The sequence below is a fragment of the Serratia plymuthica genome, from assembly GCF_018336935.1.
Lineage (GTDB): Bacteria > Pseudomonadota > Gammaproteobacteria > Enterobacterales > Enterobacteriaceae > Serratia > Serratia plymuthica_B.
Genome location: NZ_CP068771.1, coordinates 4403362 through 4426865 on the forward strand (window position 1 = coordinate 4403362; position 23504 = coordinate 4426865).

The window sequence follows — 23504 nt, forward strand, 5'->3', positions numbered from 1 at the left end:
CACCTGTAGAGTCATTTGGTGGCGTTAGGGCGTAGGGGCGCCCGCACAGGCCCGCAGGCCCGTGTTATGAGTCGTTATAAAATCAGCGTTGCTTATTGGGCGTTAAATAACGCCAGCGGTATTTTCACCACCACTTTGCGAATAGCGCAGGGCCGTTGATGAATACAGGCCGGGCGATGAACGTCCTGCGGAAAAAATACCGCGAAGTTGCCGGGGCGCATTGTGAGCCAGGATTCGTCCGCGACGTCCCGATAAAAAATGATGTCGCGCTGCGCCAGCAATTCCTGATGGACGGGGTTATCGCCGCGATCTGCCGCTACGCCGATCAATTCGGTACCGCTGACCAGAAACTGTACGTCGACGTTTTTACGGTGTACTTCGGGCCGCAGTTGGTCCGGCGGCTGAGTGTGCAGATCCAGCACCTGCACCACGTAACCCGTGGCGGGATCTTCATAACGCCCGGTGGGCAGGGCGCTGAAATCGGTATTCTGCAAATAGGCGACGGCATTGGCGACCGGCGCAGGGTAGTGTTCGGGGGCCGTATTGGCGATATGACCGAATATCATGGCGGTTCTCCTGTTACAGCGCCTGAATGCGCGCCCAGACGCGTTCATCGACCGGAATGCCGTCGCGCATGTTTTCCGCCTGGATACGCGGGAATTTATGGCCCGGCAGGCGAATGGCAACTTCCGGGTTATCGCGTTCGGCGCCGGTGATGTAATCCATGATCCGTTGCAGCTTTTCGTCGCGGGTATTGCCATCGATCAGGCGCTCGATCTCAATGGCGATAAACACCTGGGATACCCCGTACTCATCGCGGTTGTCTTCGGTCACCTCCGCCACCGAGGATCCGCCGGACAACAGGGTGGCGATCATATCCAGCACAATCGACAGCGCCGATCCTTTCCAGTAACCCATAGGTAGAATGCGGCGGTTCTCCTCAATGGTGGCCGGATCGCGCGTCAACTGGCCGTCGTTGTCGAAGCCGCCGTCTACCGGCAGCGTTTTGCCGGCCAGCCGGTTCAGCTCCAGCGCGCCGTAGGAGAACATCGACATCGACATATCCACCATGGTGATGGGGTTGCCCGGCACCGCGACGATCAGCGGGTTGGTGCCGATGCGGCACTCTTTGGATCCCCACGGCGGCATCACGGCTGCCGAATTGGTCCAGCAGATACCGATATAGCCTTTCTCCGCCGCCTGCCAGCCGTAACCGCCGCCGCGCATCCAGTGATTGGCGTTGCGCAGCGCCACCAGGCCGATACCGTGGCTATCGGCCAGTTGCATGGCGCGATCCATCATCCTGCGGGCGGTGAGGTTGCCGATGCCCTGATGGGCGTCCCACTGTTCGATTGCGCCCAGCGACAGCAGCTTGCTGGGTTCGGCGTCCGGCACGATATCGCCTGCGTCGAGCTGCTGAATAAAGCGTGGAAACCGGTTAACGCCGTGGGAGTAAACGCCGCTGGCCGAGGTGTCGGCGAACATGCCGGCGCAGTCGTCAGCGGTGGCTTCCGCCACGCCCCGCGACAGCAGTACGCGTTTGAATTGCTGTTTCAGATCGGTGTAACTCACTCTCATGCGGGCTCTCCGTTACGGCGGTTTTGTGTGTTTTGTGTCCGTCATATTCCAATATGCGAAATCACATTTCAAATAAATGCTATACCTGCGGTTGAGTGAAGTCAAAGCAAGCAAAGAGAAAGTTATTTATATAAAACAGCAAGTTAAATTAATCTGGCGGTTTTGTGATCGGCGGCACGTTTTGGGCCGTTGACGTGCTTCAGGCGTGACGAAGCAGAGCGGTACAGGCCCGCTCTGCGTCCACTTTCCCTGTCAGTTATCCCTGAGTATTCAATATCCTGCGGTATAACGAGGTGGTGGCGGTAATGTACAGCTCGTTGCCGTCCGGCCCGCCGAAGGTGCAATTGGAGACGCGCTCCGGCACGTCGATTTTACCCCGCGTTTTCCCCTGGCTGTCGAAGATCAGCACGCCATCGGCGCAACTGCAAAACAGGTTGCCGGCCCTGTCTACGCAGAAGCCATCAGGAAAGCCGGGGGCGACGGTGGCGAAACGCCGGCCGCTGCTCAACTCACGCCCCTCGACCTGATACACCCGCAATTCGCTGCGGCCGAGGGTCGGGAAATCGACGATCGACATATCCGCCACGTACAGCAGCGATTCATCCGGCGAAAAGGCCAGGCCGTTCGGGCGCTGCAGATCGCAGGCGGCAATGTTCAACGAACCGTCGCGCGGGTCAAAGCAGTAGAGATAGCAGCCGATCACCTGGCTTTCCGACTTGTAACCTTCTTCGTCGCCGGTAATGCCGTAGGGCGGATCGGTAAACCAAATCGTGCCGTCAGAGCGCACCGCCACGTCGTTGGGTGAATTGAAACGTTTGCCGTCAACGCGTTCGATCAGCATTTGCACTTCACCGCTGCTTTCAGTGCGGGAGATGCCGCGGCGCCCGTGCTCGCAGCTGATCACCCGCCCTTCGGCGTCGCGGGCATTGCCGTTGGCGTAGTGCGAAGGGGAGCGCCACAGGCTCAGCTCCCCCTGCCGTGACCAGCGGAACATGCGGTTGCCTTTCACATCGCTGAACACCACCGCATCCTGCTGCGGCAGCCACACCGGTCCTTCAGCCCAGATGGCCGGTGAACACAGGCGCTCAAGCGGATGGTCCGCCATCAGTCCGTTCATACCGACCTCCGCTTACTTCACGCCCCAAATGGTTTTGTAGTGGCCCTGATAATCATTTTGCGGGTCATACAGGTTGTTGCTGCCACCGTCGGCGGCGATGTTGTCGCGCGTCACCAGGTGCGCCGGAGTGACATAGCCTGAAGGTGGCTGCTTGGCGAAGGCGCGGTTGAACTCATCCAGCAGTTGCCAACCGTGCAGTTTCAGCGGTTCGGGCACCGTGGCAGACTGGCTGTCGCCGGAACGGATGCGCTGGTAGGCGGAAATGGAGCCGTCGCCGGCGGAGATGTTGTAAGGCGCGTTCTTGCCGCCTTTGCCTGCGGTTTTCAGCGCCGGCGCCATGAAATCAAAGTACAAATCGTTGATCGCCAGCGCGTACTGGAATTTATCGCCGTATTTCTGCAGCAGGCTGAAGGTCATGGACGGCATGCGGTTGGAGGTGTCCGACAGCGGGGTGTCGATAAACTCCACCACTTTACAGCCACTGCATTTGCCGATTTCTTCTTTCATCACGTTGGCCTTGTCCAGCGCGATTTGATACAGAGAATCGGTAAAGATCAGCACGCTGGCCTTGCCGCCGGATTGCGCCACCGCGTATTGGGCGGCGATGCGCGCCACTTCGTTGGAATCTGAGGTGACGTTATAGAACACGTTGTATTTGGCGATCGGTCCCGGCTCCGGCACCGCGTGCCAGGCGGTCAGCACTATGCCTTGCTGGATGGCCTTCTTCAGCGGGATCTTGGCTACGTTCGGGTTCCAGCCGCCGATCACGATGCCGTCCGGTTTCTGGGCGATGGCCTGATTGAGCGAAGCCAACTGGTCTTTCACCGAGCCGCCGCCGTCCAAGGTTTCCAGCTTCCAGCCGGCGGCTTTCGCCGCTTCGCTCAGCCCTTCTTGCACGCCCTGCACGCCGCCGTTTTTCATGTCCGAAGCGATAAAGATGATTTTCTTGTTGGCCTGCAATTTTGGCCCGCTGGTGGGGCCGTCCCACTGGGTGACGCTGGCGGTGGCCTTGGCGACCGCCGCCGTGGCCTGATCGAGATAGGCATCGGCCCAGGCGGGTGAAGTGGCGCTGGCCAGCAGCAGGGTAGTCGGTAAGATCCAAAGACGTTTCATTGGGTGAGCTCCTGGTTAAGGATTGATCGCTTTTTGGTTATTTTTATCCGCCGTAACGGTCGGGCTGCGTTGTACCGCTTTTTGATTGAGTAACCGGCGGCGCTGGGCATAGCCCGCCAGGGTGATCGACAGCAGCAGCGTCGCGCCGTTGAACAGTGGCTCGACCCAGAATTCGCCGCCGAACTGCTGAATACCGGCGATGCCGATAGCCAGAATGGCGATGCCGACCACGGTGCCCCAGACGTTAACCCGGCCGGGGCGAATGGTGGTGCTGCCAAGGAAGGCACCGACCAGTGCCGGCAGCAGGTAGTCCATGCCCACGCTGGCCTGGCCGACGCCCTGTTCGGCGGCGATCAGTACGCCGCTGAAGCCGGTCAACACGCTGGAGGCAATAAAGGCGCCGACAGTAAAGCGATTGACCGAGATACCGTTTAACCGCGCCGCCGCCGGGTTGCCGCCCACCGCGTACATGCAGCGGCCCAGCGGAGTGTGTTCGGTGATCAACCACAGCACCACGGCGACGATCAACACGTAGAACGCGACGATCGGGATCCCGCCGATCTCGGTGTGGTGCAGGGCGATGAAGGCGTCCGGCAGATCGCCGACGATCTGGCGCCCGCCGGAGTGCCACAGCGCTATCGCATACAGCACGGTGCCGGAACCCAGGGTGGCGACGAAGCTGTCGATATCCGCCAGCGCCACCAGAATGCCGTTCAGCAGGCCGTAAAGCGCGGAGATGGCCAACACCGTCAGCACCGCCATCTGCCACGAGAAGCCGTATTCCACCTGCAGGGTAATGGCCAGGATATGCCACAGCACGATGCCGAAGCCGACGTTAAGGTCGATTTTGCCGACGATCATCGGAATGGTCGCCGCCAGCGCCAGCAGGGCGATCTTGGATTTGCTGGAGAGGATCGCCTGCACCGTCAACATCGAGGCGAATGACGGCGCGATCAGTGAAAACAGGACCACCAGCGCAACGCACAGCAGCAGCAGGCCGTAGCGGGTGAGAACCTGCATCAGCCAGGGGCCGGCGCCGTCTTGCGACAGGCTGACCCTTTGCTCAAGCGCCGTTGATTTAACAGATGTTTTAGACATTACCCACCTCAGATTCTAACGTTGTTGCGAGGGTTTCCCCGGCGCTGGCGGAGGCCAGTTCCAATAAATTGGCGAATGACACCTGCTGATTTTTCAGCTCGCCGACCACTTTTCCCCGGTTAAACACCAGAGCGCGGTTGCAGATATGGGCGATCTCCTCAAAATCGTTGGAGACAACCAATACCGCCACGCCTTCTGCCAGGGATTTATTTAAGAGATGATAGATTTCCGCCCGTGCGCCGACGTCCACGCCGGCGGTGGGATCTTCCAGGATCAGCAGCGGTGCGCCCAGGTGCATCCAGCGCGCCATCACCACCTTCTGCTGGTTGCCGCCGGACAGGGCGCTGATATCGATATTGACGTCCTTGGGCCGCACATCGAACAGCTGGACCTTCCACCAACTGGCGCCTATCTCGGCGCGGCGGCTGTAGCGCGAAAGCAGCTTGTGGCCGGAGGCCGTCGGATTGATAAACAGGTTTTCGCGCACGCTCATCGACATCACCAGGCTTTCGCCGGTACGATCGCCCGCCACCAATGAGACGCCGCAGGCCATCGCCTGTTGCGGGTTGCCGGCCGTATAGGGCTGGTCACGAAAACGGATCTCGCCGCCGTCGGCCTGGCGCAGGCCGAACAGCAGCCGGCCGATCTCTTCTTGCCCGGCACCGCGCAGACCGGCCAGCGCCAGCATTTCGCCCGGTTGCAGGCTGAAACTGACCGGGCCGATATCGCCCACCACCAGGTTATTGAGCTGCAATACCGGCGGCCGGTGTTCCGGCAGCGGCTCGCGCTGATCGTCGGCCATGGCTTCGCCGACGATCATCTGCACCAGATCGCGCAGCCTGTAGTCGGCGGTATTGCCACCGGCCACGTAGCGTCCGTCGCGCATTACGCACACCCGGTCGGCAATTTCGATCACTTCATCCAGCCGGTGAGTGACGTAAATCATGCCGACTTTTTTGGCGCGCAGCCGGTTGATGACCGCGAACAGATGGCGCACGTCGTTGGCGGGCAGCGAGGCGGTGGGTTCATCCAGCACCAGCAATTCGGCATTGACCGCCACTGCCCGGGCGATCGCCAGCAAGGATTTTTCGGTGCGCGACAGTTCGAATACCCTGGCATCGGGATCCAGCGCAATGCCGACGTCCTGCAACGCCTGAACGGCGCGGTGGCGGATGGCGCGCCAGTTGATCAAGCCAAAACGGCGCGGGAAGCCCATCACCAGCGCCATGTTTTCCGCCACCGTCATCCATTCGATTAGCCCGAGATCCTGATGGATAAAGGCAATAGGCTGGCGGCTGTCACTTTTTATCGCCGCAGCGGAGGCTATGCTGGCTCCCTGAAACTGAATGTCGCCGCCGTCGCGCGGGTAAACCCCCGCCAACACCTTGATCAGCGTCGATTTGCCTGCGCCGTTCTCGCCCAGCAGGGCCAGCACCTCGCCCGGCATGACGTGCAGGCTGACGTCATTGACCGCCACGTTGCCGCCAAAACGTTTGACGATATGGCTGAGGGTGAGAATGGGTTGTTCCGCATGGTCTGGTGTCATGTGATGCGCCCCTGGTGTCCGGCATGCGCTATCGGCGCAATGCAAAATGGGTGAACTTCTGGTTGTTATATCGCCTTTAAATTTCATTATGCGAAATTCAATTTCAAAAATAATATGCCGATCGCTGATCTAAAGCAAAGCCAGAGGCATTTTAATTGTTGTTTTAAAACAATGTGTTATTTGTCTCTTTGCGGAATTGTGACGGACAACTCACTTCAGGTGTTGCCAGGTTGTTGCGCATTTTCAACCTGCTGCTGACAATGAAACGGCGTTCCGTCTTCACCTGATGCGGGCCTTGGGGTAACATTCCCGACAAAGGAGCCGCTTGCCACGCCGTGGCGTTGACCGGCGGTTCGACATTGGAGAAATTGCGCTATGAGCCTGAAAGCCGTCGACGAGAAAGATGACAAGAAAGATAAACCCCTGGGTAGCCAAAGCCTGTTCCGTGGTTTGCAACTGATCGAGATCCTGAGCAATTTCCCTAATGGCTGCCCGTTGGCGCACCTGTCCGAGCTGGCGGGAATGAACAAAAGCACTGTCCATCGTCTGTTGCAGGGATTGCATACCAGCGGCTATGTGACCCAGGCGCCGTCGCCTGGCAGCTATCGCCTGACCACCAAATTTATTTCCATCGGCCAGAAGGCGCTTTCTTCGCTGAATATCATCCACGTTGCCGCGCCGCATCTGGAACAACTGAATCTGGAAGTGGGGGAGACGGTGAATTTCTCCAGCCGGGAAGATGACCACGTCATTCTGATTTACAAGCTGGAGCCGACCACCGGCATGATGCGTACCCGTGCCTATATCGGCCAGCATATGCCCCTGTACTGCTCGGCGATGGGCAAGATTTTCATGGCCTACGGCAACAACGACTATCCCGAACACTATTGGCAAACCCATCAGCAAGAGATTCAGACGTTAACGCGCAATACCATTACCGAGTTGCCGAAGATGTATGAGGAATTGGCCGATATCCGCCAGCGCGGCATGGCGATGGATCGTGAAGAGAATGAGCTGGGCGTCTCCTGCGTGGCGGCGCCGGTATTTGATATTCAGCAGAGGGTGCCCTATGCGGTGTCGGTGTCGTTGCCGACCGCCAAACTGCAACAGATTGGCGTGAAGGCCCTGATCAAGCCGGTGTTGGCGACCGCACAGCGCATTTCCCAGGAATTGGGGTTTGTGATCCCAGCCTGAGTATTAGCATTCCTGATAGTTGATTAGAAATATCAATTTCACCTAATAATTTCTTCCTCGTATGATGCGCGTGTTGACCGACACGCGCCCCCTGAACGGCGCTTTTTTCTCTGTGAGGAACACCATGCTAGCTGTTTTTATCCAGGGCTTCGCCCTGGGCGCCGCGATGATCCTGCCGCTTGGCCCGCAAAACGTTTTTGTTATGAATCAGGGGATCCGCCGTCAGTATCATCTGATGATCGCGTCACTGTGCGCATTGAGCGATATTGTGCTGATCTGCGGCGGCGTTTTCGGCGGCAGCGCCTTGCTGAGCCGTTCGCCGCTACTGCTGGCGATTGTCACCTGGGGCGGCGTGGCGTTTCTGTTGTGGTACGGCTGGGGCGCGTTTCGCACCGCTTTCGCCCGGCAATTGACCCTGGCGGCGGCCGAGGAGCTGAAACAAAGCCGCTGGCGCCTGGTGGTTACCATGCTGGCGGTGACCTGGTTGAACCCGCATGTCTACCTGGATACCTTCGTGGTTCTGGGCAGTCTGGGCGGCCAACTGATGCCGGATGTGCGCTCCTGGTTTGCGCTGGGTGCGGTGAGCGCCTCCATCGTCTGGTTCTTCGGGCTGGCGTTGTTGGCTTCCTGGCTGGCGCCGTGGCTGAAAACCCAACTGGCGCAGCGCATTATCAATACGCTGGTGGGGCTGGTGATGTGGGCCATCGCAGGACAATTGGCCTGGCAGGGGGCAAATTTATAAGAGTTTGTCACTAATCCGAATTTAAAAACCCGCGCGATATGCTACGTTTTATGCCAAGGAACCGGCTGTCAGGCCGGTAATCAGTTACAGCCTGTCATCAAGGAGACACTGTGAAGCTTAAAGCATTGGCTATGGCCGCAATGGTTGGATTAGGGACGCTGCCTCTGGCGCTGCAGGCGGCGGAGTTGCCGGAAGGGCCGCACGTCGTCACCTCGGGTACCTCGAGCGTGGACGCTACCCCAGATATCGCTACGCTGGCTATCGAAGTCAGCGTTTCTTCCAAAGACGCCGGGCAGGCGAAGAAGCAGGTCGATGAGCGCGTGGCGCAATATTTCGATTTCCTGCAGAAAAACAATATCGAGAAGAAAGACATCAGCGCCGCCAATCTGCGTACCCAGCCGGAATATGATTACCTGAAAACCGGCGAGTCGGTATTGAAAGGCTACCGTGCGGTTCGTCAGGTGCAGGTGACCTTGCGCCAACTGGATAAACTGAACGAGCTGCTGGACGGCGCGTTGAAATCCGGCCTGAACGAGATCCGCGCCGTTGAACTGGGCGTGGCGAAGCCGGATGTTTACCGTGAGCAGGCGCGCCAGAAAGCCATTGAGAACGCCACCCAGCAGGCCGCTTCATTGGCGAAAGGCTTTAACGCCAAGCTGGGGCCGGTCTTCAGCATTCGTTACCATGTGGCCAATTACCAACCGATGCCGGTAGCGCGCATGTATAAATCGGCGGGTGCGGCAGCGGAAACCGATGCGGCGCAAACCTACGAACAGCAAAGCATTCACTTTGACGATCAGGTGGATGTGGTGTTTGAGTTGCAGCGTAACGCCGCGCAGTAACGGCAGGCTTGTCGCAGTAAAAAAGGTTCGCCGCGGCGAACCTTTGAGTTTGATGACAACGTTGTCTTGCAACCCGAGATACCCGGGCCTAGCGCACCGAGGGGCGCTCCGGCGGCAAGCCGCTACGACCCCTTCGGCACGCTCTCCCTAATAACGGGCTTTGTCAGCAGTCTGAAAGGGGTTCGCCGCGGCGAACCTTTTCCATTTAATCCTGGCGCAAAACCTGGCGGCCATGCTCCAGCAGGGCATCGGTCACTTTGCGCATCATGCGGCTCTCCGGCGCGAAACGGTGCCAGAACAGCATGCGGCGCTGGAACAGGCCCGGCGTCAGATCGATAAGCTCGCCCGACTCCAGCTCTTTCTCAATTTGCAGGTGCGGGATCATGCAGCAGGTGGTGCCCTGGCGCGCCAGTTGCACGAAGGCTTCCGACGAGTTCACGATGTGGCAGGGCACGCTGCCTGGCGAAAGGTCAAAGTTCTGTTGCAGGAAAGCCTGGTGCATGTCGTCGAGATGATCGAACGCCACCGCAGGCGCTTTCAGCAGCGCAGAGCGTGTGACGCCGTTCGGGAAATAGCGCTCGGCAAAGCCTTTCGAGGCGACGAACAGATAATCCAGTGCGCCCAGTTGATCCACCAGACAGCTTGGCAGCGGCTGCGGTTGGATACTTACCGCTCCCACCACTTCACCGCGGCGCAGCCTTTCCTGGGTGCGCGTTTCGTCTTCCACCTGCAGGTTCAGGCGGATAGGGGAATCGGTCAGCACCGGTTTCAACGCCGGCAGCAGCCAGGTCGCCAGACTGTCGGCGTTGACCGCCAGCGACAGCAGCAGCGGCGTATCGGCGCCGGTGTCGTTACCCAACCACTCCTCTTCCAGCAGTTCCACCTGGTGCAACAGCGCCAGCAATTTCTGGCCCTGCTCGGTCGGGCGCGGCGGTACGGTGCGCACCAGCAGCGGCTGGCCGAACAGATTTTCCAACTGTTTAATGCGCTGGGATACCGCCGATTGGGTGATGCAAAGTTTCTGTGCGGCGCGTTCGAAGCCGCGCTCACGGATCACCGCGTCCAGCGCTTGCAGCGTTCGATAGTCTGGGCGTTTCATCGGAAAGATATCCCTTAAATTAGATTGATACTGGCACTATGCCACATTTCTGGTGTTTTACAGGTGGAAAAATCACGGGGCTATCTTGCTGCGGCGCGCCTAAAAATGCGGCTTGGGGTGAAGAAGTGTGATCCTGCCGGAGTGAAAAATAGCGATTTACCCTATAATACGCACACGTTTTCGTACAGAGGCAATGGACATATCATGACGCAGGATGAACTGAAAAAAGCGGTTGGCTGGGCAGCGCTGGATTACGTTACCCCGGGCACCATCGTTGGGGTAGGTACCGGCTCTACCGCCGCCCACTTTATTGACGCGCTCGGCTCTATCAAGCACCAGATCGAAGGCGCGGTGTCCAGCTCCGACGCCTCTACCGCCAAGCTGAAAAGCCTGGGTATCCACGTGTTCGACAGCAATGAGGTGGATTCGCTGGATATTTACGTCGACGGCGCGGATGAAATCAACCGCCAGATGCAGATGATCAAAGGCGGCGGCGCGGCGCTGACGCGTGAAAAAATCATTGCCGCCATCGCGCGCAAGTTTATCTGTATCGTCGACTCCAGCAAACAGGTCGAGGTGCTGGGCAAGTTCCCGCTGCCGGTGGAGGTGATCCCGATGGCGCGATCTTACGTGGCGCGTGAGTTGGTGAAGCTGGGCGGCCTGCCGGAATACCGTCAGAACGTGCTGACCGACAACGGCAACGTGATCCTCGATGTGCATAACCTGAGCATCATGGATGCCATTGCGCTGGAAAACAAAATCAACGGCATCGCCGGGGTGGTGACCGTCGGCCTGTTCGCCAACCGTGGCGCGGATGTGGCGCTGGTCGGTACGCCAGACGGCGTGAAGGTGGTTGAATAAACCCCATGCTGCGGAGGCGCATAGGGTGCGCCTTTATCTTGTATGCGGTCTTGGATCCTGCCTGACCGCATAATTCACTGGCTAAAATATCTTTTATTAAAAGCGCCAAATTTGGTGACATATGTCACATTGTGAGCCTTGGCTCCACAAAGCTTCTGTCTATTTCTTTCCCTTTGGCATTTTCTGCCAAAAACCAGCAACAACGCTGAGCCTTGTACTGACGGGCAGGCAATCGTTTGTATTGCCGCCCGCGTTATTTTTGTTATGTTGGATGCGTGCTGTTTCATAACAGCCGCTTCTGAAGTCTGAATATAGGGTCGGGTAAATGGCAAAAGTATCATTGGAGAAAGACAGGATTAAATTCCTGTTGGTGGAAGGGGTTCATCAGAGCACGGTAGATAATCTGCTGGCGGCCGGGTATACCAACATTGAATATCACAAAGGTGCGTTAGACACCGAAGCGCTTAAGGCATCCATCCGCGATGCTCACTTCGTCGGCATCCGATCGCGTACGCATCTGTCCGAAGAAGTTTTCGCTGCCGCAGAAAAACTGGTGGCGGTGGGTTGTTTCTGTATCGGCACTAACCAGGTTGATCTGAAAGCGGCGACCAAACGCGGCATTCCGGTGTTTAACGCGCCTTTCTCCAATACCCGATCCGTGGCTGAAATGGTTCTCGGCGAGCTGTTGCTGATGCTGCGCGGCATTCCGTCCGCCAACGCCAAGGCGCACCGTGGCGTGTGGCAGAAACTGGCCGTCGGCTCGTTCGAAGCGCGCGGCAAGAAGCTGGGGATTATCGGCTACGGCCATATCGGCACCCAGTTGGGTATCCTGGCCGAAGGCCTGGGCATGAAGGTGTTTTTCTACGATATCGAGAACAAGCTGCCGTTGGGTAATGCCCAGCAGGTTCGGCACCTGTCCGATTTGCTCAATATGAGCGACGTGGTGACGCTGCACGTGCCGGAAACCCTGTCGACCAAAAACATGATGGGCGCAGAAGAGTTGGCGCTGATGAAGCCGGGCTCGATTCTGATCAACGCCTCGCGCGGCACCGTGGTGGATATCCCTGCGCTGTGCAACGTGCTGGCCAGCAAACATTTGGCCGGTGCGGCGATCGACGTCTTCCCGGAAGAGCCTGCGACCAACAGCGAGCCATTCAACTCACCGCTGTGCGAGTTCGACAACGTGCTCCTGACTCCGCACATCGGCGGCTCCACTCAGGAAGCGCAGGAGAATATCGGCGACGAAGTGGCGGGCAAGCTGGCGAAATACTCCGACAACGGTTCGACCCTGTCGGCGGTCAACTTCCCGGAAGTATCGCTGCCGGCGCATGGCCCTAATGCCAGCCGCCTGCTGCATATCCACGAAAACCGCCCAGGCGTGCTGACGCAGATTAACCAGATCTTCGCCGAAGAAGGGGTTAACATCGCTGCACAGTACCTGCAAACCGGTCCGGAAATCGGCTACGTGGTTATCGATATCGAAGCGGAAACCGAGCGTGCCGATGCCGCACTGCAGCGCATGAAGGCCATTGCCGGCACCATTCGCGCCCGCCTGCTGTTCTGAGGTTTCGTACCCTAATGAAAAGGCCGGATTTATCCGGCCTTTTGCTATTCCTGCTCCCGCCATACCCAATTCTGCGACGGGGTGATGATTTCCGGTAGCGGAATATCCCAGTGTTCCACCGGCACTCTCTCCACCTGCTGACAGTCATGTGCCAACCCTATAGGGTAGGGGCCGGCATGTTGCCAGTTCTGCAGCGTGCGATCGTAGAAGCCGCCGCCCATCCCCAAACGCTGGCCTGCGCTGTCAAAAGCGACCAGCGGCGTCAGCACCACATCGAGTTCACCGACGGGTAATACGTGGCGTACGTCGAGCTGTGGCTCAAGGATATTGAAGCGGTTGTTCACCAATAGCGTATCCGGGGCATAGCGCAGGAACAGCAGATTGCCGGCGCTGAACGGGTGCAGAACCGGCAGATAAACCCGCAAACCCTGCTGCCATAGCCGTTCGATCAGCGGAGCGGTATCCAGTTCGCCGTCAAACGACAGGAAGACCGCCACGTTCTTTGCCACCAGAATACGCGGATGCGCGGCGATACGTTCAGCCATCTGCAAGGCAAAATCATGTTGTTGGTCTGGCGTTAAGGCGCGACGACGCTGACGGACCTGGTTTCGGATATTTTGCCGCTGTTGGGCATATTGGGATTGAAAAGACATAGTCAGCACACATACCGCTGAGGAAGGGGGAATCTCCGAGATGCCGTCGCAGGCTGTAACCCTTGAACCCATGGTTCAAGGTGAACGTGCTGTCGCAATCTTAAGGCTTCTCGGCGGGCCGAGCATGCACACCGATCGCGGATCATCACATTCTGTTGGTACTAAATATCGGCTCAGGGGACTGGCCCGCTGGCGAACATCTCAGAGAAATTTTTTACTCATTGCCGAAACCTTAGATTTCAGCAATTTAAGTTATTCGAATTGTGCATCCTGACGTTCAGAGATGCGACCCTGTTCAAGCAAAGCCTGTTCAATGGTCTGTTGCAGCATACGAATGCGTTGTTCCATATTGGACGCATAATCACGGGTTTTCAACCGTTCTTGAGCAAGTTCGTGACATACGTTCAATGCCGCGATAAAAACCAGTTGCTCAGTATTTGAGACTCTAGTGCGAACTTTAAGATCTTGCAACCGTTGGTTAAGATCGTCCGCCGCCATGTTCAACGCATCTTGTTGTTCTGGCGGGCAATTGACTCTTAACGAGCGGCCAAAAATTTGAATATCTACCGGTTGTGCAGACATGCCACCTTCCTGCCTAAATTTCGCGCCAGCCCCAGTTACCCTTACCGGGCCACCAAAGCGGGCGCCACTATATATACCTCGGTACCAAGATACAACCCCTTTTTCAGTACCTGGTTGTAATCTACCGCGACAGACATTACCAGTCAAAAAAGGGTTTCAAAATGCGTATTTAGCGTCATTTTGATCCCTGCCGGCACTGTGTGAGTTCTGACGCATCACGATTATAACTAGCCACTGAGGTGTCGCGCTTATCTGGTACAGCGATGGACCTTGGTGGTAGCATAACACGAACTTATCCTGCCAACGATGACGAATGCGCATGTCCATACAGAATACATTTCCAAGTTACCAATCTTTGACCGTTGCTCTCAACCAGCAAGCGGTGGCGTTGACCGCAGCAGAAATGCACGGCCTGATCAGCGGTCTGTTGTGCGGTGGCAGCCGCGACGCCGGCTGGCAGACGCTGGTCTACGATCTGACTAACGAAGGCGTGGCCTTTCCGCAGGCATTGAACCTGCCGCTCCAGCAACTTTATGAAATTACGCGTGAAACGCTGGAAGACGACGACTTCATGTTCCAACTGATGATGCCGGAAGGCGAAACGGTAACCGTTTTCGATCGCGCCGACGCGCTGGCCGGGTGGGTGAACCATTTCCTGCTCGGGCTGGGGATGATGCAACCGAAACTGGCTCAGGTGAAAGACGAAGTGGGTGAGGCGATCGACGATCTGCGCAATATCGCCCAACTGGGTTACGACGAAGACGAAGATCAGGAAGAGCTGGAACACTCTCTGGAAGAAGTGGTGGAGTATGTGCGGGTGGCGGCCATTTTGTGCCATACCGAATTTACTCGCCGCAAGCCGACGGCGCCGGAGAACGCCAAACCGACCTTGCACTAAACCCCGATACCACGCCCGCAGAGGTCGTGAGCACAGGCAGATTGATTTCAGGAGAAGGTGATGACTCAGCAGGAATTCAACAACCGCCGTCAGGCGCTGTTGGCGAAAATGGCTCCGGCCAGCGCGGCAATTATTTTCTCTGCGCCGGAAGCGACGCGCAGTGCAGATACTGAATATCCCTACCGTCAGAACAGCGATTTCTGGTATTTGACCGGTTTCAACGAGCCGGAAGCGGTGTTGATTCTGGTGAAGAGCGACGAAACGCATAACCACAGCGTGGTGTTCAACCGGGTGCGCGATCTGACGGCGGAAATCTGGTTTGGCCGCCGCCTGGGCCAGGATGCCGCACCGGCGAAGCTCGGGGTGGATCGCGCGCTGCCGTTTGATGAAATCAACGACCAATTGCACCTGCTGCTCAATGGCCTGGATGTGGTTTATCACGCGCAGGGCGAATACGCCTATGCCGATCAGATCCTGTTCGCGGCGCTGGACAAGCTGCGCAAAGGCTTCCGTCAGAACCTGCAAGCGCCGGCGACCCTTGTCGACTGGCGCCCTTGGCTGCACGAAATGCGCCTGTTCAAATCCGCTGAAGAGCTGGCCGTGATGCGTCGCGCCGGTGAGATCAGCGCGCTGGCTCATACCCGCGCGATGGAAAAATGTCGCCCTGGGATGTTTGAGTATCAGCTCGAGGCGGAAATCCTGCATGAATTTAACCGCCTTGGCGCCCGTTACCCGTCTTACAACACCATCGTCGGCGGCGGCGAAAATGCCTGCATCCTGCACTACACAGAAAACGAAAGTGAATTGCGCGATGGCGATCTGGTGCTGATCGACGCCGGTTGCGAGTATAAAGGCTATGCCGGCGACATCACCCGTACCTTCCCGGTGAACGGTAAATTCAGCAAACCGCAGCGTGCTCTGTACGACATCGTGCTGAAGTCGCTGCTGCGGGCGCTGGAGCTGTTAAAACCCGGCGCCAGCATCCGTGAGGCAAACGACGCAGTCGTGCGCATCATGATTACCGGGTTGGTGGAGTTGGGCGTCCTGAAAGGCGAGGTGGAGCAACTGATTGCCGAACAGGCGCACCGTCAGTTCTACATGCATGGGCTGGGCCACTGGCTGGGGCTGGACGTGCACGACGTCGGCAATTACGTCACGCCAGCTCGCGATCGGGAACTGGAGCCGGGCATGGTGCTGACCGTCGAGCCGGGCCTGTACATCGCACCGGATGCCGACGTGCCGGAACAATACCGCGGTATCGGCATTCGCATTGAAGACGATATTGTGATCACCGCCGGCGGCAATGAAAACCTGACCGCCGGGGTGGTGAAAGACGCCGATGCCATTGAAGCGTTGATGGCGGCGGCAAGGTAAGCGGATGAGCGTAATTATCGTTGGCGGCGGCATGGCGGGCGCGACCTTGGCGCTGGCTATCTCGTCGCTTACACAAGGCAGAATGGCGGTTGATCTGATCGAAGCTACGCGGCCGGACGATCGCAGCCATCCGGGGTTTGACGCCCGCGCCATTGCCTTGGCGCAGGGCACTTGCCGGCAATTGACGCGTATCGGCGTCTGGCCGGCGCTGCGCGACTGCGCGACGGCCATTACCCATGTGCATGTCAGCGATCGCGGCCACGCCGGTTTTGTTAACCTGTATGCGCAAGATTATCAGGTCGACGCGCTTGGGCAGGTTATTGAGCTGCATGATGCCGGCCAGCGGCTGTTCGCGTTGCTGGCCAAAGCGCCCGGCGTCACGCTGCACTGCCCGGCACGGGTGGTCGACGTGCTGCGTACTGCGGATCGCGCCGAAGTGCTGTTGGATAACGGACGCCGCATCAACGGGCAACTGCTGGTGGCGGCGGACGGATCGCGTTCGGCGCTGGCGCAGGCCTGCAATGTGCAGTGGCAACAAAGCGAATACCCGCAGTTTGCCACCATCGCCAACGTCACCACTTCAGAGGACCCGCAGGGGCGTGCCTTCGAACGTTTCACCCGCTATGGGCCATTGGCGCTGTTGCCGATGTCTCAGGGCCGCAGTTCGCTGGTGTGGTGCCATGCGCGTGAAGATCGCGCCGAGGTCGACAACTGGGACGACGCCCGCTTTATCCGTGAGCTGCAACAGGCGTTTGGCTGGCGGCTGGGCCGGATCGTCAAGGCCGGCAAACGGCACAGCTATCCGCTAAGTCTGCTGACCGCCAGCCAGCATGTCAGCCATCGGTTGGCATTGGTGGGCAATGCCGCGCAGACGCTGCATCCGATAGCCGGTCAGGGGTTCAATCTGGGGCTGCGCGATGTGATGTCGCTGGCGGAAACGTTGGCAGAGGCGGAGCAGGCGGGCGAAGATCCCGGCGGCTATGCGCTGCTGAGCCGCTATCAGCAGCGGCGGCAGAAAGATCAGCAGGCGACCGTCGGCGTGACCGACGGCCTGATCCGGTTGTTCGCCAATCGTTATGGTCCTTTAGTGGTCGGCCGCAATCTGGGCCTGATGGCGATGGAACAGCTGCCGGCGGTGCGCGATGCCTTTGCCAAACGTACGCTGGGCTGGGTGGATCGCTAGGCTGGTATTAAGCAGGGGTGCAGCGTGTTGCGCCCGGAACGCCGCGCAATCGCTGCGCAGCGAGTCATTTAAGGAAATTAAGCAGCATGCAATCATTTGACGTGGTCATCGCCGGCGGCGGTATGGTGGGGTTGGCGCTGGCCTGTGGCCTGCAAGGCAGCGGCCTGCGCGTTGCGGTGCTTGAACACCGGCAACCGGAGATGGCACCGCCGCAGGAACAGCCGGCGCTGCGCGTATCCGCCATCAACGCCGCCAGTGAGCGCCTGCTGCAGCATATTGGCGTGTGGGACGAAATCCTCGCCCTGCGTGCCAGCGCTTACAACGCGATGGAAGTGTGGGATCGCGACAGCTTCGGCAAAATCGCCTTTCGCGGCGATGAATGCGGCTTCAGTCACCTCGGCCACATCATTGAGAATTCGGTGATCCAGCAGGCGCTGTGGAAGCGTGCGGAAAGCCTGAGCGATGTCACGCTGATCACCCCTGCGGCGCTAAAACAGGTGGCCTGGGGCGAGAACGACGCCTTTATCACGCTTGAAGATGGCCGCATGCTGACCGCCCGGCTGGTGGTGGGTGCCGACGGCGCGCATTCCTGGCTGCGTCAGCACGCCGACATCCCGCTGACCTTCTGGGATTACCGCCATCATGCGCTGGTGGCCACCATCCGCACCGACGAGCCGCACCTGGCGACGGCGCGGCAGGTATTTTATGGCAATGGCATTCTGGCGTTTCTGCCGTTCAGCGATCCGCATCTGTGCTCGATCGTGTGGTCGGTAACGCCGGAAGAAGCGGAGCGCCTGAAGCAGCTGGAGCCGGAGCAGTTTAATCGCGAGCTGGCGATGACGTTCGATCTGCGCCTCGGCGCTTGCCGGCTTGAGAGTGAACGCCAGACCTTCCCGTTGACCGGGCGTTACGCGCGCAGCTTTGCCGCGCACCGGCTGGCGTTAGTGGGGGATGCGGCGCATACCGTGCATCCGTTGGCCGGCCAGGGGGTGAACCTGGGCTTTATGGACGCCGCCGAGCTGATTGCCGAGCTGCGCCGCCTGCAACGCCAGGGCAAGGACATTGGCCAACACTTGTATCTGCGCCGTTATGAGCGCCGTCGCAAACACGGCGCGGCCGTGATGCTGGCGAGTATGCAAGGGTTCCGTGAGCTGTTCGACGGTAATCATCCGGCGAAGAAACTGCTGCGTGATGTCGGTCTGCGTCTGGCCGACAGCTTGCCGGGCGTGAAGCCAAAACTGGTACGCCAGGCAATGGGCCTGAACGATTTGCCGGAGTGGCTGGCTTAAGGCTGGAAACCCAGGATGAAGCCTCGCCCGGACTTGTCGCAGGGGCGCTGCATGCCCGGCGCCCACCATGAAACAAAAAAGGCTCCTTGCGGAGCCTTATCAGCATGGAATGAACCCAGGGGCGCTACTCTGCGGCGATCGGTCGCCGTTGCAGGGCCTGCGTCATGCCGTAAAGCGCATAGCACAACAGCTCCAGTATAATCAGCGCGGAAAAAATCGACAGCGACAGCATGACGCCATAATTGGGGATTTCGACGGCGTAAAATACGGCTAAAGGGGCCAGCATCGCCACCAGAATGCTGGCATTGATGATCCTCAGCCGATTGTCGTTCATCAGGTTGGCGCGAATATAACCCCGTAAAATCCACAACATCGACACGCCGACGATGGCGATGAAAAACTCCGCATTCATGTAAATCGTTCTGCTCCCGGCCGGCAACAGGTCAAATCGATCAAGAATAAGGCACAACGCGACGAACAATATGGGGGCCGCCAGACACAGCAGCGCCAGGAAGCCGAACTGCTGTTTTTTCTGCGGCTGATGCCCCAATATTTTTAAGAGGATGCTCTCGATATCCAACACCGCGCCGATGGAAATGCAGATCAGGCCAAAGGTTAACGGCCAGTATTGCAGCACTTCACTGCCGCCGATAACCCGGCTCAGACAGATGACGACAATGATGTTGCTCATGAGCGATGAGGCGGTCATCAGAAAGGCCGAGAAGTAGGGCGCGATGATTTGCCGATAGTCCCTGCCGCCCCCGTCGTGTAGCCGAATGCCCTGACGCAGGACCAACAGCAACAGCAAAATGGCCTCCGTATAGGCACCTGCCACAAGCGCCAGGATCGCCGCCATATCCACAGGTACTTGAAATCGGGTCAGCGCATAACAACCGAGCACCGAAACCAGCACGCGTACGAATGAGGCGCGGCTCATCAGGGCGGTTTTCCCCTCCAGGATGCAGCATCCCTGCAGATAACGTCGGACGCCTACGGCCAGCAGAGAAAGAGAAAACACATGGGTAATAAAGGCGATATGCGGGCTGATATGTTGCCTGAAACCCCAAACGCCCAGATTGAATATCAAAAAGACCGCGGCGGCGAGCAGTGCGGAAAACATCAGCGTCTCCGCACTCTTTTTCATTTTGATGACCACCGCGCACAGAGGGAAAACAAACGCATTGGCAAACATGAACGTACTCAGGGCAATGGCGTAATCGCCGGATGCCTTGAGACTGTAGGCTGAAAGAATGAGCGAGATAATGGGGAGTTCCAGATTCAGCAGACTGATGCTGATCGCACTGGGAAACCATAACCGCAACATGCCGGCGGTATTCATGTATTCTCCCCGATATCTGCCGCCACGGCATCGTGATAAGGCAGGTAGTCATTAACCAGCCATTGGAAGTCCGCCGTTAAAGACGCCAGCGAGTCATTCCACAGCAGGATCCCGCCAATGCGGTCGCGTACGCTCTGCGGTCTGGTCAGCAGAGTGCCTTGCGGCACCTCCCATGTCGTTTTATATGCGCTGCCGACGCTGATGTTTTTTTCTATATCGGCACGCGCGCCTTCCCGATGCGGATACCACACCCAGGCGGCGTAACCGCCAGGCCGCTCGCTCGCCTGTTCCAGCAGACCCATTTGCGCCAGAAAGTGCTGTTCTTCGATATTGCGGCCAGAGCACAGGGCATGCATTTGCGGGATCCAGCCGCCGGGCGCGCGGGCGGCGATTTCCAGAAACACGATACGGTCATCTTTGGTCAGGAAGGCTTCCATATGGGTCGCGCCGTCGGGCACGTAACCCAACGCATCGAATACGCGGGAGTTATACGCTTCCAGGCGTGAATACAGCGGATCTTCTTTGTCCAGCGGTAAGCTGCCCACTGGCTTGCCGTCAATAAACTCGGCGTTGGGGTAGCTGTATTGGCAGATATAAATATCGGCGATCTCTCCTTGATAAACCAGGCTGTCGATATGGAACAGCGTTCCTTCAATAAATTGGTCCAACTCATAGTTTTCAACGTCTTTATTGGCTTCACACCAGTGCCGCAGCGCCGGGCGGTCATGAATTTTGGCGATTCGTTCACTGCCGGCAGAATCAATTTGTTTGGCGAATATCGGGTAAGACAAGGACTGTTCAACTTGTTGAAGATAACGTTCAGGAGAGTCCTGATAGGACTGCGGAGAAAAAGGCGTTACCCGAGGGATCTCTATATTGCCGGCAGCCATGACAGCTTTCATGCGCAGCTTGTTGATAAAGGGTTCCGTCTGCGCGAACGTTGCGCCCTGAATACCGAATATTTCCCGCAGGCGTGCTGCGTGCCCCAGAAAATATTCGTCGTTGGTGATGATTCTCACCTCCGCCATATTGGTGATATTGCGGCGGGTAAACAGATCGCGACAGGCTTGTTCCAGCTCTTCTGTGGTGAAGGGATCGCAGATTTGAATATCGTCGAAACAGGGTTTTTGATCAGCAGGCAAATTGCCCCAGCCCTGTTTCCCCGTCAGCAGGCAAACGGCGTATTCTTCCTTGTCGATCAGCTTATTCCAGTCAGCCCGGAAGGTGACAATGTTCTGCAATATGATAAATGTTTTCATGAGATAGCCTCTCTCCCGGTTGTTTTAGTTGGTAATGGGCGACCAGTCGGCCGTTCTGACCGTTTTGCCATAAAAGTCCGTAACGGTAGCGGTATCCGTTTGCCAGTGATCGCTCGGCACCACCACTTTGCCGGAAGCGCTGGGGATATCGATAACGTGCTGGGGGAAGGCGAGGCCGGACAGTTCATTGCGCAGTTGCGTCATGATTGCCATCTCATCTTCGAGGCGCATGACAAAACGCCGGGTAGAGGTGACTTCCTGACCGTGATAGATGTAATACGGGCGAACGCCCAACTCGAATAAACGCAAAAACAGGGTTTTCAGCGTGTCCTTGTCGTCATTGATTGTTTTCAGGAAGACGGTTTGCGTCAGCAACACATAGCCCATCTTTTTGAAAGCCCGGATCATTTCGATGACTTCAGGTTGCAGCTCATCCGGATGATCGATATGCAGGCTCAAATATACCGTCGGTTTGGCCTGCGCCAGCTCTTCCATCAGTTCCATACGTACCTTGCCGGGATTTTGCAGCGGATAGCGGGTATGGATCCTGACCACTTTTACATGGTCGATCGCTTTCAGTCGATTAAACAGATATTGCAGACCTTTGGGGTTGGTCAGCGGATCGCCACCGCTGGCGATGACCTCGTAGATGCTTTTATCGTTGGCGATATAGTCAACGATATCATCAATTTGAGACATTTTTAACCGGCCTTCCACATCCAGGCCAACCCCCACGCGATCCTGCCGTTCGCAATACCGACAGTTGGCGGCGCAGGTATAAGAGAGCAAGACCAGTAATTGGCCATCATATTTTTTCACCGTACCAAAAACGGGGGTGGATGTTTTCTCGTTCAGCAGGTCAACGTCAAGATTGGCCGGCAATGTTTCATATTCAGGATTGAACTCATACATCTCCTTTATTGCCTGGCTGGTTTTGCTGAGTTCTTTTAAATACGGCGTCAGCTTTTCTGAAAAACGCGTTTCTTCTTCAACCTGTTTAACGACAATATTTTGCTCGGCAGACATTGTTATTCTCCATGCTCTTATTGATCACGAGGGTTGTGAAATACCGTTTCCGTTCACGCAGTTGCGTACATTAGCCCCGGCCATGATGCCCAAAAGCAACTCGGCCGATTTGGTTCTCATTTCCAGGAATGACTCTTCAGTGTAAAAAGCTGAGTGTGCGGTAAGAATAACGTTATCCAGAGTTCTGAAACCTGCGGGGATATTGGGTTCATTCTCCAGGACGTCCAGCCCGGCCGCCGCCACCTTGCCGGTATTGAGCGCTGCCAACAAAGCCTGTGAATCCACAATGCCCCCGCGTGCCGTATTGACCAGCAATACGCCTTCTTTCATTTGCTGAAACTGCGGTTCGGAAAGGAGATGGTGGGAAGTGCGGTTTAGGGAAGCGTTGACAGACACGATATCCGACGAAGCGAGCAGTTCCTCAAGGGATTCGCAGCGCGTGACGCCATGCGTTTTATCAATCCCACTGGCGACATAGGGGTCGTAAAAGCGGATTTTCAGACCAAAGGCCGCCGCTCTTTTTGCCACGGCGCCGCCGATGCGGCCAAAACCGATGATCCCCAGCGTTTTATCACGCAAGCGGTACAACTTTTTGACGCTGGCCCAGTCCCAACCACCTTGTCTGACATGCAAATTGATGTCGTTGAGTTTGCGGGCTACGCCGAGCATCAGCGCCAAAGTGTGATCGGCCACTTCTTCCGTGCCGTAGTCGGGAATATTGTACACGGCGATGTCGAGCTGCCTGGCGGCGTCAATATCCACATTATCGTAACCGACGGCGGCTTTAACGATAGTGCGGCAGCGGCTTAAATTGCGTAAAAAAGTCTGATTGAACTGGATGGACGGGATGCATGCCCAGATGATCATAAACTCTATCTCGGGCAGGATTTCGGCGGGGATTTCATTGATATTGCTGATATGTGCCAAGTGAACATCATGCCCGGCCAGTATTTCTCGTTCAATATCTGGTTGGGGAAAATGTTTTTCCGTTGTCGAATCAATGATTAAAACCTTGGTACGTTTGGGTTCCATCTAACGCCCACCTCATAATTGTTAAGATAACATTAACATTACAAACTGAGCGTTAATTGAAGCATGGTTCCTTTTTTCTAACAAGTTGATGACTTTCAGATTAAAAAATCGATTA

23 protein-coding genes and 1 other RNA gene are annotated in these 23504 nt (G+C 57.3%); 9 read left to right on the forward strand and 15 right to left on the reverse strand.

Annotated features, from left to right (window positions below; genetic code table 11):
* Positions 1-92 precede the first annotated feature (92 nt).
* From JK621_RS20515 to JK621_RS20540, 6 genes are all read right to left on the reverse strand, one after another.
* The gene (locus JK621_RS20515; RefSeq protein ID WP_212557416.1) at positions 93-566 is read right to left on the reverse strand and encodes a YhcH/YjgK/YiaL family protein; all 474 of its coding nucleotides are present in this window, start codon (positions 564-566) and stop codon (positions 93-95) included.
* Positions 567-579: 13 nt separating this feature from the next.
* The gene (gene yiaK / locus JK621_RS20520; RefSeq protein WP_212557417.1) at positions 580-1578 is read right to left on the reverse strand and encodes a 3-dehydro-L-gulonate 2-dehydrogenase; all 999 of its coding nucleotides are present in this window, start codon (positions 1576-1578) and stop codon (positions 580-582) included.
* A 256-nt stretch (positions 1579-1834) separates the two neighbouring features.
* A complete protein-coding gene (locus tag JK621_RS20525; RefSeq protein ID WP_212557418.1) occupies positions 1835-2695 on the reverse strand; it encodes an SMP-30/gluconolactonase/LRE family protein in 861 nt (286 codons plus the stop codon).
* Positions 2696-2707: 12 nt separating this feature from the next.
* Positions 2708-3808: an ABC transporter substrate-binding protein gene (locus tag JK621_RS20530; protein WP_212557419.1), complete on the reverse strand. Its 1101-nt coding sequence runs from the start codon at positions 3806-3808 to the stop codon at positions 2708-2710.
* Between the two features lie 15 nt (positions 3809-3823).
* On the reverse strand, positions 3824-4906 hold the full coding sequence (locus JK621_RS20535; RefSeq protein ID WP_212557420.1) for an ABC transporter permease: 1083 nt from the start codon (positions 4904-4906) through the stop codon (positions 3824-3826).
* Positions 4899-6452 (reverse strand): sugar ABC transporter ATP-binding protein, encoded by a 1554-nt coding sequence (locus JK621_RS20540; RefSeq protein WP_212557421.1) that lies wholly within the window; start codon positions 6450-6452, stop codon positions 4899-4901. The genes JK621_RS20535 and JK621_RS20540 overlap by 8 nt, the downstream gene beginning before the upstream one ends.
* A gap of 375 nt (positions 6453-6827) precedes the next feature.
* Between JK621_RS20540 and JK621_RS20545 the strand changes: the two genes are divergently transcribed.
* The 3 genes from JK621_RS20545 (at position 6828) to JK621_RS20555 (ending at position 9230) form a co-directional block, all read left to right on the forward strand.
* On the forward strand, positions 6828-7646 hold the full coding sequence (locus JK621_RS20545) for an IclR family transcriptional regulator (protein WP_212557422.1): 819 nt from the start codon (positions 6828-6830) through the stop codon (positions 7644-7646).
* Positions 7647-7770: 124 nt separating this feature from the next.
* Complete coding sequence (gene argO, locus JK621_RS20550) at positions 7771-8388, forward strand: arginine exporter ArgO (RefSeq protein ID WP_212557423.1); 618 nt, start codon at positions 7771-7773, stop codon at positions 8386-8388.
* A gap of 110 nt (positions 8389-8498) precedes the next feature.
* A complete protein-coding gene (locus tag JK621_RS20555) occupies positions 8499-9230 on the forward strand; it encodes an oxidative stress defense protein (protein ID WP_006319489.1) in 732 nt (243 codons plus the stop codon).
* 205 nt (positions 9231-9435) lie between these two features.
* On the opposite strand, the gene JK621_RS20560 is transcribed toward JK621_RS20555, so the two are convergent.
* The gene (locus JK621_RS20560) at positions 9436-10329 is read right to left on the reverse strand and encodes a LysR family transcriptional regulator ArgP (protein WP_004952519.1); all 894 of its coding nucleotides are present in this window, start codon (positions 10327-10329) and stop codon (positions 9436-9438) included.
* Between the two features lie 204 nt (positions 10330-10533).
* On the opposite strand from JK621_RS20560, the gene rpiA reads away from it, so the two are divergent.
* Positions 10534-11190 carry a ribose-5-phosphate isomerase RpiA gene (gene rpiA, locus JK621_RS20565; RefSeq protein ID WP_212557424.1) on the forward strand — a complete coding sequence of 219 codons (657 nt, stop codon included), beginning with the start codon at positions 10534-10536 and terminating at the stop codon, positions 11188-11190.
* A 74-nt stretch (positions 11191-11264) separates the two neighbouring features.
* Here rpiA and JK621_RS20570 read toward each other — a convergent pair whose 3' ends face one another.
* Positions 11265-11477 (reverse strand): hypothetical protein, encoded by a 213-nt coding sequence (locus tag JK621_RS20570; RefSeq protein WP_212557425.1) that lies wholly within the window; start codon positions 11475-11477, stop codon positions 11265-11267.
* Positions 11478-11515: 38 nt separating this feature from the next.
* Between JK621_RS20570 and serA the strand changes: the two genes are divergently transcribed.
* Positions 11516-12754, forward strand: a complete 1239-nt coding sequence (gene serA / locus JK621_RS20575) for a phosphoglycerate dehydrogenase (protein ID WP_212557426.1) — start codon at positions 11516-11518, stop codon at positions 12752-12754.
* 44 nt (positions 12755-12798) lie between these two features.
* On the opposite strand, the gene JK621_RS20580 is transcribed toward serA, so the two are convergent.
* From JK621_RS20580 to zapA, 3 genes are all read right to left on the reverse strand, one after another.
* The gene (locus tag JK621_RS20580; protein WP_212557427.1) at positions 12799-13407 is read right to left on the reverse strand and encodes a 5-formyltetrahydrofolate cyclo-ligase; all 609 of its coding nucleotides are present in this window, start codon (positions 13405-13407) and stop codon (positions 12799-12801) included.
* A gap of 28 nt (positions 13408-13435) precedes the next feature.
* Positions 13436-13618, reverse strand: a non-coding RNA gene (gene ssrS / locus JK621_RS20585) — 6S RNA.
* Positions 13619-13659: 41 nt separating this feature from the next.
* Positions 13660-13989, reverse strand: a complete 330-nt coding sequence (zapA, locus tag JK621_RS20590; protein ID WP_004931621.1) for a cell division protein ZapA — start codon at positions 13987-13989, stop codon at positions 13660-13662.
* 319 nt (positions 13990-14308) lie between these two features.
* On the opposite strand from zapA, the gene JK621_RS20595 reads away from it, so the two are divergent.
* The 4 genes from JK621_RS20595 to ubiI all read left to right on the forward strand — a co-directional run bounded on the left by JK621_RS20595 (position 14309) and on the right by ubiI (position 18733).
* Positions 14309-14887 (forward strand): YecA family protein, encoded by a 579-nt coding sequence (locus tag JK621_RS20595; protein WP_062792733.1) that lies wholly within the window; start codon positions 14309-14311, stop codon positions 14885-14887.
* A 60-nt stretch (positions 14888-14947) separates the two neighbouring features.
* Complete coding sequence (gene pepP / locus JK621_RS20600) at positions 14948-16261, forward strand: Xaa-Pro aminopeptidase (protein WP_212557428.1); 1314 nt, start codon at positions 14948-14950, stop codon at positions 16259-16261.
* A 4-nt stretch (positions 16262-16265) separates the two neighbouring features.
* The gene (ubiH, locus tag JK621_RS20605; protein ID WP_212557429.1) at positions 16266-17444 is read left to right on the forward strand and encodes a 2-octaprenyl-6-methoxyphenyl hydroxylase; all 1179 of its coding nucleotides are present in this window, start codon (positions 16266-16268) and stop codon (positions 17442-17444) included.
* A gap of 86 nt (positions 17445-17530) precedes the next feature.
* Entirely contained in the window at positions 17531-18733 is a 1203-nt protein-coding gene (gene ubiI, locus JK621_RS20610; protein ID WP_212557430.1) for an FAD-dependent 2-octaprenylphenol hydroxylase, read from the forward strand.
* Positions 18734-18857: 124 nt separating this feature from the next.
* Here the strand turns inward: ubiI and JK621_RS20615 are convergent, their stop codons facing one another.
* From JK621_RS20615 to JK621_RS20630, 4 genes are read right to left on the reverse strand one after another with little or no spacing between them, the layout of a single operon-like run.
* Positions 18858-20072, reverse strand: a complete 1215-nt coding sequence (locus tag JK621_RS20615; RefSeq protein WP_212557431.1) for a hypothetical protein — start codon at positions 20070-20072, stop codon at positions 18858-18860.
* On the reverse strand, positions 20069-21331 hold the full coding sequence (locus JK621_RS20620) for an ATP-grasp domain-containing protein (RefSeq protein ID WP_212557432.1): 1263 nt from the start codon (positions 21329-21331) through the stop codon (positions 20069-20071). Before JK621_RS20620 ends, JK621_RS20615 begins: the two co-directional genes overlap by 4 nt.
* A gap of 24 nt (positions 21332-21355) precedes the next feature.
* Positions 21356-22357, reverse strand: coding sequence for a KamA family radical SAM protein (locus tag JK621_RS20625; RefSeq protein ID WP_212557433.1), 1002 nt, complete (start codon positions 22355-22357; stop codon positions 21356-21358).
* A 24-nt stretch (positions 22358-22381) separates the two neighbouring features.
* On the reverse strand, positions 22382-23389 hold the full coding sequence (locus JK621_RS20630; RefSeq protein ID WP_212557434.1) for a C-terminal binding protein: 1008 nt from the start codon (positions 23387-23389) through the stop codon (positions 22382-22384).
* Positions 23390-23504 lie beyond the last annotated feature (115 nt).